9 protein-coding genes are annotated in these 13,067 nt (G+C 69.9%); 2 read left to right on the top strand and 7 right to left on the bottom strand.

Annotated elements, in window-relative coordinates; genetic code table 11:
• Window positions 1–65: 65 nt before the first annotated feature.
• The 4 genes from OG210_RS01050 to OG210_RS01035 form a co-directional block, all read right to left on the bottom strand.
• Window positions 66–923 carry a 2Fe-2S iron-sulfur cluster-binding protein gene (locus OG210_RS01050; RefSeq protein ID WP_328333607.1) on the bottom strand — a complete coding sequence of 286 codons (858 nt, stop codon included), beginning with the start codon at window positions 921–923 and terminating at the stop codon, window positions 66–68.
• Window positions 920–2,857 carry an NAD(P)H-dependent oxidoreductase subunit E gene (locus OG210_RS01045; RefSeq protein ID WP_328333609.1) on the bottom strand — a complete coding sequence of 646 codons (1,938 nt, stop codon included), beginning with the start codon at window positions 2,855–2,857 and terminating at the stop codon, window positions 920–922. The genes OG210_RS01050 and OG210_RS01045 overlap by 4 nt, the downstream gene beginning before the upstream one ends.
• A 4-nt stretch (window positions 2,858–2,861) precedes the next feature.
• Window positions 2,862–4,829, bottom strand: coding sequence for a molybdopterin-dependent oxidoreductase (locus OG210_RS01040; RefSeq protein ID WP_328333611.1), 1,968 nt, complete (start codon window positions 4,827–4,829; stop codon window positions 2,862–2,864).
• Between the two features lie 107 nt (window positions 4,830–4,936).
• A complete protein-coding gene (locus OG210_RS01035) occupies window positions 4,937–5,950 on the bottom strand; it encodes a 2-dehydropantoate 2-reductase (RefSeq protein ID WP_328333613.1) in 1,014 nt (337 codons plus the stop codon).
• A gap of 297 nt (window positions 5,951–6,247) precedes the next feature.
• Here OG210_RS01035 and OG210_RS01030 point away from each other — a divergent pair, with 297 nt between their 5' ends.
• Together OG210_RS01030 and OG210_RS01025 are read left to right on the top strand one after the other, a co-directional pair.
• Window positions 6,248–7,186 carry a beta-ketoacyl-ACP synthase III gene (locus tag OG210_RS01030; protein ID WP_328333614.1) on the top strand — a complete coding sequence of 313 codons (939 nt, stop codon included), beginning with the start codon at window positions 6,248–6,250 and terminating at the stop codon, window positions 7,184–7,186.
• A gap of 200 nt (window positions 7,187–7,386) precedes the next feature.
• Entirely contained in the window at window positions 7,387–8,064 is a 678-nt protein-coding gene (locus OG210_RS01025) for a GntR family transcriptional regulator (protein WP_328333616.1), read from the top strand.
• A gap of 168 nt (window positions 8,065–8,232) precedes the next feature.
• Here OG210_RS01025 and OG210_RS01020 read toward each other — a convergent pair whose 3' ends face one another.
• The 3 genes from OG210_RS01020 to frc form a co-directional block, all read right to left on the bottom strand.
• A complete protein-coding gene (locus OG210_RS01020; RefSeq protein WP_371534789.1) occupies window positions 8,233–9,630 on the bottom strand; it encodes an OFA family MFS transporter in 1,398 nt (465 codons plus the stop codon).
• A gap of 70 nt (window positions 9,631–9,700) precedes the next feature.
• Window positions 9,701–11,836, bottom strand: coding sequence for an acetate--CoA ligase family protein (locus tag OG210_RS01015; RefSeq protein ID WP_371534787.1), 2,136 nt, complete (start codon window positions 11,834–11,836; stop codon window positions 9,701–9,703).
• Window positions 11,836–13,065 carry a formyl-CoA transferase gene (gene frc, locus OG210_RS01010; protein WP_328333622.1) on the bottom strand — a complete coding sequence of 410 codons (1,230 nt, stop codon included), beginning with the start codon at window positions 13,063–13,065 and terminating at the stop codon, window positions 11,836–11,838. Before frc ends, OG210_RS01015 begins: the two co-directional genes overlap by 1 nt.
• Between the last annotated feature and the right edge of the window lie 2 nt (window positions 13,066–13,067).

Genomic DNA, 13,067 nt, shown 5'->3' with positions numbered 1-13,067 from the left:
ACTCTTCGATCGGTACTGCGGTGATCAGTACTGCGGTGATCAATACTGCGGTGATCAGCGGTGACTCAGTGCTGCGAGACGTGCTGGAAGCCGAAGCGGCCCTTGATGCACAGGTTGCCGTGGGTCACCGGGTTGTCGTGCGGCGAGGTGACCTTGACGATTTCATTGTCCTGGACGTGGAGGGTGACATTGCAGCCCACCCCGCAGTAGGCGCAGACCGTGGTCGTCTCCGTCTGCGCCGACTCGTCCCACGTCCCCGCCTCGCGCATGTCGAACTCCGACTTGAAACTGAGCGCCCCGGTCGGGCACACCTCGATGCAGTTGCCGCAGTACACACATGCCGAACCGGTGAGCGGTGCGTCGTGCTCGGTGGAGATACGGGCGTCGAAGCCGCGGCCCGCCACCGAGATCGCGAACGTGTTCTGCCACTGGTCACCGCAGGCATCCACGCACTTGTAGCACTGGATGCATTTGTCATAGTCGCGGACGTACAGGTCGTTGTCGACCTTGGGTTCCTCGTTGAGCCGGGCCGCGTCCGTCCCGAAGCGGCCGGGCTCGGCGCCGTACTCCTTGATCCATTCGGCGGCGCGCGGTGTGGTGGAGAGGTCTGTCGCCGATGCCAGCAGTTCGAGGACGGTCTTCCGGCTGTGCCGGGCGCGCCCGGTGTCCGTCCGCACCGCCATCCCGGGCTCCGCCCGGCGCGAGCAGGCCGGTGCGAGGGTCCTGGCACCCTCGACCTCGACCACGCAGACCCGGCAGGCGTTCTTGGGGGTGAGCGTGTCGCCCTCGCAGAGCGTCGGGATGTCCTTTCCCGCCGCCCGGCACGCCTCCAGGATCGTGGACCCCTCGGGAACCCGCGTCTCCTCCCCGTCCAGGCTGAATTCGATGAGCCGCCTCGGCGGCTGCAGCGGTATCGCGGTCACTTGTCACCCCTCGGTCCCTGCCCGGTCTCTGATCCCCGCGGTGTTCCGTAGACGCCGAGGCGGTCGATCGCGGACTCGACGGCGCTCCAGGCCGCCTGCCCGAGACCGCAGATCGACGCGTCCTTCATCGCCTGCCCCACCTCGCGCAGCAGCGCCACATCGGCCGCCGCGCCGGCGCCTTCGCGGTCCAGCAGCCGGTGCAGCGCCTCTTCCTGCCGTACGGTCCCGATCCGGCAGGGCACGCACTGCCCGCACGACTCGTCACGGAAGAACTCCGCGATCCGCAGCAGGATCCGGGGCAGCTCGACGGTGTCGTCGATGACGAGGACGACACCGGAGCCGAGAGTCGTCCCGGCCGCCCGGGTCCCCTCGAAGGTGAGCGCGATGTCCAGCTCGTCCGGGCGTACGAAGCCGCCCGCGGCTCCGCCCAGCAGCACGGCCCGCAGGGACTCCGGGCGGCCCGCCAGATCCAGCAGTTCGCCGATGGTCGCACCGAACGGCAGCTCGTAGACCCCGGGCCGTGCCACCCGTCCCGAGACGCAGAAGAGCTTGGGCCCGGTGGACGCCTCCGTACCGATCGCGGCGTAGGCCTCGGCGCCCATCGTCAGGATGGGCCCCACATTGACCAGCGTCTCGACGTTGTTGGCCGCCGTCGGCTTCCCGAAGAGGCCCTTCTCGACCGGGAAGGGCGGCTTGGACCGCGGCTCACCCCGGTAGCCCTCGATCGAGTTGAACAGGGCGGTCTCCTCGCCGCAGATGTACGCGCCCGCGCCGCGCCGCAGCTCGATGTCGAACGCGTACCCCTGCCCCAGGACGTCATCGCCCAGGAACCCGCGGGACCTGGCCCGGCCGATGGCGTGTTCCAGCCGGGCCACGGCCAGCGGGTACTCGCCGCGGATGTACAGGTACCCCCGGTGGGCGCCCGTCGCGTACCCGGCGATGGTCATGGCCTCGATCAGTGAGTACGGGTCGCCCTCCATCACCACCCGGTCCTTGAACGTGCCCGGTTCGGACTCGTCCGCGTTGCAGACGAGATAGTGCGGATGGGCCGGCTGACCCGCGGTGGCCTGCCATTTGCGCCCGGTGGGGAAGGCGGCGCCGCCGCGTCCGGCAAGACCGGCGTCGGTCACCTCGCGGATCACCCCCACGGGACCGAGGTCGAAGGCGCGGCGCAGCGCGGAGTAGCCGCCGTGCGCGCGGTAGTCGTCGAGCGAGGCCGGATCGACGACGCCGACCCGCCGCAGGAGGATCAGCCCGTCCTGCCCGGCCTGCGGTACGGCCATGGCGGCGGGCGGTCCGGCCGCGGCCGCCCCGGGAGCGGCGGCGGCCCGCGCGACGCCATCGGCGGTGGCGGGAGCGACTACGGCGGAGGCCCGGCGCCGCGGGGCGCCGCGGTCGGCAGCCGGCCGGCCGGCCCCGGGCGCGGGCGCGGGTTCACCGGCCCGGAGCACCAGCGCCGCCGGCGCCCGCTCGCACAGCCCCAGGCACGGACTCGGCTGCCAGCTCGCACCTCCGGCGGCCGTACCGGCCGCACCCAGCCGCTCCTCGATCCCCGCGCAGAGCCCGGCGGACCCGTTCACCGCGCAGGCCAGGTCGGTACAGACGTGCACCACTGTGGCCGGCCGGGGCCGGACCGCGAACATCGAGTAGAACGTCGCGACCCCGTACGCCTCGGCGGGCGGCACGGTCAGCCGGCGGCACAGGTAGTCCAGAGCCCCCTCGCTGATCCAGCCCGTCCGGTCGTTGACCGCGTGCAGGGCCGGCAGCAGCAGATCGCGCCGCTCGCGTGCGGCCCGGCCGCCGACGGCCCAGCGCAGATCCGCGTCCGTGCGCTCCGCCCCGCCCTCCCAGGCCGAAGCGGGCGGTCCGAGCAGCGCGTCGACCGCTTCCCGCTCCTCGTCGGTCGGTTTGCTGTCACCGAAGTGCAGGTCCACTGCGTCAGCTCCTCACGGCCGCGATGCTGTCCGTGCTGTCCGTCACCACCGCGGCGGACAGCTTCTCGATCCGGATGGCCGACGCCTTGAACTCGGCCGTGCCGGCGATCGGGCAGTTCGCCTCGATGGTGAGCTGGTTGGTGTCCACCTCGTCCGGGAAGTGCATCGTCATAAAGGCAAGACCGGGACGCAGACCGGGGTCGATCCACACCGGGGCGACGACCGAACCGCGCCGTGAGGCGATCCGTACCTCCTCGTCCGCCTCCACCCCGTACGCCGCGGCGTCCTCGGGACAGAGCTCGATGTACTCGCCCCGCCGCAGCGGCGAGGCGAAACTGCCGCTCTGCACACCGGTGTTGTACGAGTCGAGCCGCCGCCCGGTCGTCAGCCGGATCGGGAAGCCCTCGTCGGTGAGATCGACCGGCGGGTCGTGCCGGACGATTCCGAACGGCGCGGGCCGGCCCCGCCGTCCCGGCTCGGACTCCCACAACCTGGCGTGCAGGAAGGGCGGTTCGAGCTTCCCGGTGTCGGGGCACGGCCACTGGATGCCCTGGTGCTCCTCAAGACGCTCGTACGTCATGCCCCAGTGCTCGGGGGAGACCGACCGCAGCTCGTTCCAGACGGACTCCGCGTCGGCGTACTTCCAGGGATGGCCGAGCCGCCCGGCGAGGTCACAGATGATCTCGATGTCCTCGCGCGCCTCGCCGGGCGGGCCGACCGCCTTGCGCACCCGCTGCACCCGCCGTTCGCTGCTGGTCGTGGTGCCGTCGGTCTCGCACCAGGCGGCGGTCGCCGGCAGTACCACGTCGGCCAGTTCCGCGGTCTTCGTCAGGAAGATGTCCTGCACGACCAGGCAGTCGAGCCGCCGCAGCCGGTCCACGGCCTGTTCGCTGTCGGCCTCGGACTGGGCCGGATTCTCTCCGACGCAGTAGACGGCTCTCAGGCCGCCGCTCTCCATGGCCTCGAACATCCGGGTCAGATTGAGACCGTACGAGGGCTGGATGACGGTGTCCCAGGCGGCTTCGAACTTGCTGCGGACCGCCGGTTCCAGGATGTCCTGGAAGCCGGGCAGCCGGTCGGGGATGGCGCCCATGTCGCCGCCGCCCTGCACATTGTTCTGCCCGCGCAGCGGCTGTACGCCCGAGCCGTACCGGCCGACGTGTCCTGTCAGCAGCGAGAGGTTGATCAACGCCCGTACGTTGTCGGTGCCGTTGTGGTGCTCCGTGATGCCCAGCGTCCAGCACAGCTGGGCCCGCTCGGCGCGTGCGTAGGCGTGTGCCAGGTCGCGGATGGCCTCCGCCGGTACCCCGGTGACCTGCTCGGCGGCGGAGAGCGTCCACGGCTCGACCTCGGCGGCGTACGCGTCGAACCCTGTCGTGGCCCGCTCGATGAACGCCCTGTTGTGCAGGCCCGCGTGGATGATCTCGCGGCCCACGGCGTGCGCCAGCGGGATGTCGGTGCCGACGTTCAGCCCGAGCCAGCTCTCCGCCCACTCGGCGGTCGAAGTGCGGCGCGGATCGACCGCGTACATCCGGGCGCCGTTCCTGATCCCCTTCAGTACGTGGTGGAAGAAGATCGGATGGGCGAACCGGGCGTTGGAGCCCCACATCAGAATCAGATCGGTGTGCTCGACCTCTCCGTACGACGAGGTGCCGCCGCCGGAACCGAACGCCGCCGAGAGCCCCGCGACACTGGGCGCGTGGCACGTTCGGTTGCAGGAGTCGACGTTGTTGGTGGCCATCACGACCCGGGCGAACTTCTGCGCCACATAGTTCATCTCGTTGGTGGCCCGGGAGCAGGAGAACATCCCGAAGGCGCCGCGCGCCGCCCGGAAGCCCTCGGCGGCCCGGTCCAGCGCCTCGTCCCAACTCGCCCTGCGCAGCGTGCCGTTGCTGTCACGCACCAGGGGATGGGTGAGCCGGGCGTAGGTCTTCGGGATTCGGTCTCGCTTCTTCACGCTTGCGCTCCTCATGGAGATGACCTCATGGAGATGATCAGCGCCCAATTGCATACAGTATCCTGTAGGCGACGGCCGAACGGAAGCCCCGCGCAAGGGATTTGCGGGTCGGCCGGGCCCGGTCAGGCGGTCGCGCTCGTCGCACTCGTCGCGGGTGGTGCCGCCGGTGCGGTGGTCGAACGGCCCAGCAGGTCCGCCATGGCGTGCACGGTCCGCAGCGTGGGCACCGGGACGCCGGTCACCCCGGCCAGCTCGACCACCGCCGCGAGCAGCACGTCGAGTTCGAGCGGCTTGCCCTTCTCCAGGTCCTGGAGCGTGGAGGTCTTGTGGTCGCCCACCCGCTCCGCGCCGGCCAGCCGCCTCTCGATGGAGATGTCGGGGCGGCTGCCGAGCGCCGTGGCGACCTGCAGCGTCTCGGCCATCATGACCTCGATGACCCTGCGGGTGTCGCGGTGGACGCACATCTGACGCATGGTCGCCCGGGTGAGGGCGCTCAGTGGATTGAAGGAGATATTGCCGAGCAGTTTGATCCAGATGTCCTTGCGCAGGTCGCCCTCGACGGGGCACTTGAGGCCGCCCGCCGTCATCGCGGCACTGAAGTCCAGGCAGCGCCGCGATGTCGACCGGTCCGGCTCGCCGATGGAGAACCGGGTTCCCTCCAGGTGCCGGACCACCCCGGGCCCGGCCAGCTCCGTCGCCGCGTACACGACGCAGCCGACCGCGCGCTCGGGTGCCAGGACGGCGGTGACCGCGCCGCCGGGGTCGACGCTCTCGATGCGGTGGCCCTCGTGCGGGCCGCCGTGCCGGTGGAAGTACCACCAGGGGATGCCGTTCTGTGCGGCGACCAGTGCGGTGTGCCGCTGGAGCAGCGGTGCGACGAGCGGCCCGCACGCCGCGTACGAGTTGGCCTTGAGGCCGAGGAAGACATAGTCGACCGGGCCGATGGCTGCCGGGTCGTCCGTGGCGTGGACCCGTGCGGTGAAGTCACCGCGCGGGCTCAGGACATGGACTCCGTCCCGCCTCATGGCCGCCAGGTGCGGTCCACGGGCCACCAGATGGACGTCGGCGCCGGCGCGGTGCAGCGCGGCTCCGACATAGGCGCCGATCGCTCCGGCGCCGAGAACTGCGACTTTCACGAGGGCTCTCCGTTCGGTCGAAGGTACCGATGGAAACCGGGTGATCACTCGGAGTGCTCGAAGTCTGCCGACGTACGCACACTCTGTCGACAAAATAGTGTCTACAGTATCGGGCTTCGGTCGACAAGGGGTGGTGCCGCACTTCCCCGCCCGCCGCTGCCGCCCGGTCCACGCCCGGCGGTGATCCGAAGCCTCCAAGAGGAACGCCCGAATCCTGTTGCTTTACATGCCGTCGTACCCGTGAGTCGCTGACGAGACTGGAGGGCTCCTGACATCAGCAGCAGAGGGGTCCCGGGCATGACCGGAACACGCATCGCCGCACTCGGCCATTACCAGCCGGCCAAGGTGCTCACCAACGACGATGTCGCCGCCCTTGTCGACACCAGCGACGAATGGATTCGGACCCGGGTGGGCATCAAGACCCGCCACATCGCCGGACCGGACGAGCCGGTGGACGAACTCGCTGCCCAGGCCGGAGCCAAGGCTCTCGCCGCCGCCGGGCTCGCGCCGGGCGAGATCGACCTGGTACTCGTCGCGACCTCCACGGCGATCGACCGCTCGCCGAACATGGCGGCCCGGGTGGCCGCCAAGCTGGGCATGGGCTCGCCCGCGACCATGGATGTCAACGTCGTCTGCTCGGGTTTCACCCACGCCCTGGCCGTGGCCGACCACGCGGTGCGCGCCGGGTCGGCCGAGCGTGCTCTGGTGATCGGTGCCGACAAGATGACCGAGATCGCCGACTGGACCGACCGCTCCAGCTGTGTCCTGATGGGGGACGGCGCGGGCGCAGCCGTGGTCGAGGCCTGCGCGGACGACGGCATCGGCCCGGTGCTGTGGGGCTCGGTCCCCGCGATGGGGGACGCCGTGCGGATCGAGGGGACACCGCCGCGCTTCGCTCAGGAGGGGCAGTCCGTCTACCGCTGGGCCACCACCCAGCTGCCGCCCATCGCCCGCAAGGTCTGCGAGAAGGCGGGGATCACCCCCGAGGAGCTGGCGGCCGTCGTGCTGCACCAGGCCAACCTGCGGATCATCGAGCCCTTCGCCGCGAAGATCGGCGCCGTGAACGCGGTGATCGCACGGGACGTGGTCGATTCCGGCAACACGTCGGCGGCCAGTATCCCGATGGCCCTGTCCAAGCTGGTGGAGCGCAGGGAGGTCCCGTCCGGAGCGCCGGTCCTGCTCTTCGGCTTCGGCGGGAACCTCTCGTACGCGGGGCAGGTCGTCCGCTGCCCGTGACGGCCCGCGCGCCCCTCCCGCACCGCTGCCCCGCCGCCGGCCGCGCCCCCCGGGGCCGGGCCGCGGGGAGCGGGTGAGGGGTACGTCACTGGGGCCGGGTAGTCCGGTTACGGCGCATTGCGCTCGGTAGACTGTAGACGATAGCCAATCGCTCTACGCCGACACGCCGCTGGCCCCTCCGGGTCAGAAGGGGGACCGTGATGTTGTCCACAGGACTGCCGCAAGGGGCCGTACCGAAGCTCGAACGGCCTGGACCGCTGCGTGAGCGGGTGTACGAGGCGCTGCTCGAACTCATCACCACACGGGCGCTGACCCCGGGCCAGCATCTGGTCGAGAGTGAACTCGCAGGACATCTCGGAGTCTCCCGCCAGCCGGTGCGCGAAGCGCTGCAGCGGCTCAACACCGAGGGGTGGGTCGATCTGCGGCCCGCACAGGGCGCGTTCGTCCATGAGCCCACCGAGCAGGAGGCCGACCAGCTGCTCTCGGTCCGTACGCTCCTGGAGGCCGAGGCCGCACGCCTGGCCGCGGCGAACTCCGGGTCCGCGGGAATCGCCGCGCTGGAGAAGCTGTGCACCAAGGGCGAGCGTGCGGTCGCGGACGACGACGTCGACCTGGCCGTGGCGACCAACGCCGAGTTCCACGCCAAGGTCATGGAACTGGCCGGCAATGTCGTCCTGTCGGAGCTGGCGGGGCAGGTGGACCGGCGGGTGCGCTGGTACTACCAGCCGGTCGCCAGGCAGCGCGGCACCCAGTCCTGGACCGAGCACCGGGCGCTGATCGCGGCGATCTCGGCACGGGACGAGCAGGCCGCGACAGCGGTCATGCAGGCGCACACGGAGCACACCCGTACGACCTACCACCAGCGCGAGAAGGGCTGAACGCCCGGATGCCCGGCGGCCGGCAGGGCCGCCGGTGCGGTCCTGCCGCCATCCGGTGCGGACAGCCGGTACACGGCGACGGCAGCGGCCCTCCGCGCGGCTCGAACCGAGCCGTGTGGAGGGCCACTTGCTGCGCTGCGCCGTTCCGCACCCCGATGAGGGCCCGGATCAGACGGCTTCCCTGCTGACCGGCAGCGGGTTCGGAGCGATACCGGCGGCGCGTGGCCGCCCCGGCTGCCTCAGCAGCAGCGCGATGACCGCGGCCACCACGGAGATGCCCCCGGCGAGTGCGTACGCGCCGTTGTACCCCCAGGCGTCGACCACCATCGACCCCAGCCCGCCGCCGAACAGTCCGCTGACCAGCTTTCCGCTGTACACCAGACCGTAGTTGGTGGCGTTGTAGTTCTCTCCGAAGTAGTCCGGGGTCAGGGCCGCGAACATCGGGTAGAACGCACCGCCGCCGAATCCGGACAGGAACGCGAAGACCAGGAACAGCCACTCGCTGTGGATGTCACCGGCCCAGATCACGCCGAACTGCGCGAGACCCAGGACCAGGATGACGAAGAACAGGGTGAGCTTGCGTCCCCACAGATCGGATAGCCAGCCCACCACCGCCCTGCCGACGCCGTTGACGACCGCCATCAAGCCCATGGACGTGGCCGCCACGAGCGGGCCGAAGCCCACCTGCTTCGCGAAGTCGACCTGGAAGGAGATACCGAATATCGAAACACCGGCGGTTATGACCACGGTGACCCACATCAACGGGAGCATGCCGCTCCTGATGGCCTCCATCGGGGTGAACTGCTTCACCGCGGGCGGATTCTTGGCCAGGCTCCGTGCGCTCTTCCGGTTGCCGCTGTAGTTCAGCGGGTCGATCTCCGACGGCCACCAGTTCTTCGGCGGGTCCTTGAAGAACCACGCGCAGACCACCACGACGATCAGCACATAGACACCGATCAGATCCAGTACCTCGGCGGCATCGGAGGTGTCGAAGGCGTAGTTGAAGATGAAGATGAAGGGGAGTGACCCATAGGCGAATCCGCCGTTGACGAACCCCGTCCTCGCACCGCGCCGTTCGGGGAACCACTTGCCGACCATGTTGATACAGGTGGCGTAGACGAGGCCGGAGCCGAGTCCGCCGATGACGCCGAAACCGCAGATCGCCAGGAAGACATTGTCGAGATGGGCGAGTGCGACGAAACCGACGAGACAGAGAACAGCGCCCAGAACCGTCGCCCGGCGGGCGTTGAGAATCCCCTTCTCCCGCAGCCAGCCCGCGGGGAAGGCGATTCCGGCCTGGAAGAAGACCCAGACACTCAGAATCCAGAAGGTGTTGCTCTGCGTCCACCCATGAGCCGAGGAGAGAGTGTCCTCGGCCGAACCGTATGCGTACTCCGACACACTGATGGCCATCATCGCGACCCACGGCAGATACACCATGAGCTTGCGCGAGTGGCCCAGGAGATCCCGGTCCGTCTCGCCGACGCGGTAGACGCGGCCCTTGCTGTCCGACACTTCCCGGTATGCGACCGTCCCGGCCGCCGACCGTTCGTTCCCTGTACTCATCAGGTCCCCTTGGTCTCGAAAGAACTGGCCAGCGCCCCCTGTCCAAACCTTTCGCTCCGAGGAGGCGGGGTCAGCCGAGCAACCCCGCCGCCCGGGCCCAGCGGTACTTCGCGCCGAGTACCTCCACCGGTTTCTCCGTGGTGTACGGGTACGCGACGACTCCCCGCTCGTAGAGGTACTGGCAGGCCTCCTCGACTTCGACGTCACCGGCCAGCGACGCCACGACGGGCTTCTCGATGCCGCGCGCCCGGAACTCCGCGACGACGCGCGCGGTCAGCTCCGCGAAGACCATCGGGGGAGTGACGATCGTGTGCCAGTAGCCCAGCACCAGCGCATGGATCCGCGGATCCTCCAGGCCGAGCCGGATCGTCGCCTCGTAGGTCGCCGGAGGCTCACCGCCGGTGATGTCGATGGGGTTGCCGGCGGCCCCGAACGGCGGGATGAACGCCTTGAACGCCGCGTCCAGATCCGGCGGAATCTCCATCAGCGACAGCCCGTTGTCGACGATCGCGTCCGAGAGCAGCACCCCCGAACCCCCGGCCCCGGTGATGATGACGACGTTGTCGCCCCGGGGCGTGGGCAGCACGGGCAGCGCACGCGCGTACTCCAGCATGTCGTTGAGACCCGGTGCCCGGATGACTCCCGCCTGCCGCAGGATGTCCTCGTACACCGCGTCGTCACCGGCCAGCGCGCCGGTGTGCGAACCCGCTGCCCTGGCGCCCGCACCGGTACGGCCCGCCTTCAGCACCACGACGGGCTTCTTCGGCACGGTCGCCCGGGCCGCCTCGACGAACGCCCGGCCGTCCTTGAGGTCCTCCAGATGCATGGCGATGCACTGGGTGTGCGGGTCCTCGCCGAACCAGGTGAGCAGATCGTCCTCGTCCAGGTCCGACTTGTTGCCGAGCCCCACGATGGCCGAGACACCGGTCTTCGTCGTACGGGCGAACCCGAGGATGGCCATGCCGATCCCGCCGGACTGCGAGGTGAGCGCCACCCCGCCCCTGACGTCGTACGGCGTGCAGAACGTGGCGCACAGGTCCTGCCACGTCGAGTAGTACCCGTAGATGTTCGGGCCGAGCAGCCGGACTCCGTACCGCTCGGCGACCGCCACGATCTCGTCCTGCAGGGCGTGTTCCCCGGTCTCGGCGAAGCCGGAGGGGATCAGCACGGCGTTCGGTATGCCCTTGCGCCCGACCTCTTCGAGGGCGGCCGCGACGAACTTCGCGGGGATCGCGAAGACCGCCACATCCGGCTCACCGGGAACATCCAGCACGCTCTTGTACGCCTTACGGCCGAGTATGTCGTCGGCCTTGGGGTTCACCGGGTGGATCTCCCCGGCGAACCCGCCGTCGACGAGATTGCGCATCACCGAGTTGCCGATCTTGCCGTCCTCGCTGGAAGCGCCGATGACGGTGACCGACCGCGGCTCCATCAGCCGGCGCATCGAGGTGAGGATCTCGGCGCGGCTGTAGCTGCGCCGCGGTGTCACGGGCGACGGGTCGAGCAGGATCCGTACGTCGGCGGCCATCACCCCGTCCTCGGACGCGAAGACCGGGTTGAGGTCGATCTCCGCGATCTCCGGGAAGTCGGCGGCCAGTCCGGAGACCCCGGTGATCAGCGAGGCGAGTGCCGCGCGGTCCACGGCAGCCCCGCCGCGGACCCCGCGGAGCACCTCGGCGGCCCGGACCGAGTCCAGCATCGACAGCGCGTCGTCGCGCGAGGCGGGTGCGAGACGGAAAGTGATGTCCTTGAGCACCTCCACCAGCACCCCGCCGAGGCCGAAGGCCACGATCTTGCCGAAGGTCGGGTCGGTGACGGTGCCGACCAGTACCTCGGTGCCGGCCGGCACCATCTGCTGGACCTGGACGCCCTTGATGGCCGCCTGGGGGCTGTAGGCACGGGCGTTGGAGACGATCGAGGTGAAGGCGGCCCGCACCTCGGCGGCGGACCGCACTCCGACCCGCACCCCGCCGGCGTCCGTCTTGTGCACGATGTCCGGAGAGACGATCTTCAGCACCACCGGGAACCCGATCCGGTCGGCGAGCGCGACGGCCTCGTCCGCACACTCGGCCAGCGCCTCGGCCGGGACCGGAATGCCGTACGCGTCGGCGATCAGCTTCGCCTCCGGCGCGGTGAGCGCCCGGCGGCCACCGGCCAGCGCGGCGTCGAGCACCGCCCGTACCGCCGCCTTGTCCTGTTGCCCCATCAGATGACTCCGTCCGTCTTCAGCAGCCGCAGTTCCTCGTGGCCCAGGCCGAGTTCACCCACGTACACCTCCCCGTTGTGCTCGCCGAGCAGCGGCGAGGTACGCACATCGACGGGGGAGTCCGAGAGCTTCAGCGGCGAGCCGACGGTGGTGAAGGTGCCGCGCTCCGGGTGTTCGACCTCGACCACGATCTCGTTCGCGGCGAGGGACGTGTCCTCGATGATCTCCTTGGTGGAGAGGATCGGTCCGCAGGGCACGTTGTGGGCGTTGAGCTGGTCGAGCACCTCCCACTTGGGAAGGGTCGACGACCACTCCTCGATCAGCTGGAACATCTTGCCGAGCTTGGGCAGGCGGGACTCCGGCGTGGCCCAGTCGGGGTCGTCGGCCAGCTCGGGCCGGCCGATCAGCCTGCTGATCGGCTGCCAGCCGACGGGCTGGACGATGACGTACACGTAGTCGTTGGGGCCGCCCGGCGCGCACTTGACGGCCCAGCCGGGCTGCCCGCCGCCGCTCGCGTTGCCACTGCGCGGCACCTCGTCGCCGAAGTCCTCGTTCGGGTACTCGGCCAACGGGCCGTGCGAGAGCCGCTGCTGGTCGCGCAGCTTCACCCGGCAGAGGTTCAGTACGGCGTGCTGCATGGCGACGTTGACGCGCTGGCCGCGGCCGGTGTGCTCACGCTGGAAGAGCGCCGCGAGTATCCCGGCGACGAGGTGGACACCGGTGCCCGAGTCGCCGATCTGCGCTCCGGTGGCGAGCGGCGGACCGTCCTCGAAGCCGGTGGTGGACATCGACCCGCCCATGGCCTGGGCGACGACCTCGTACGCCTTGAAGTTGGTGTACGGGCCCTCGCCGAAGCCCTTGATGGAGGCGTAGACGATCCGTGGGTTGATCTCCTGGATCCTCTCCCAGGTGAAACCCATCCGGTCGACGGCGCCGGGGCCGAAGTTCTCCACCATCACGTCCGACCGGCGGATCAGCTCGGTCAGGAGCTCCTTGCCGCGCTCGGACTTGGTGTTGAGGGTGATGCTCCGCTTGTTGCAGTTGAGCATCGTGAAGTAGAGCGAGTCGACATCGGGCAGATCCCGCAGCTGCTTGCGGGTGATGTCGCCGTGCGGCGCTTCGAGTTTGACGACGTCGGCGCCGAGCCAGGCCAGCAGCTGGGTGGCGGAGGGGCCGGACTGGACGTGGGTCATGTCGAGGACGCGTACGCCCTCAAGAGCCTTGGTCATGG

Source organism: Streptomyces sp. NBC_00466 (assembly GCF_041433995.1).
In the GTDB taxonomy this organism is placed as follows: domain Bacteria; phylum Actinomycetota; class Actinomycetes; order Streptomycetales; family Streptomycetaceae; genus Streptomyces.
The sequence above is the reverse complement of the archived record's forward strand: the minus strand, read 5'-3'. Positions and strand labels throughout refer to the sequence as shown.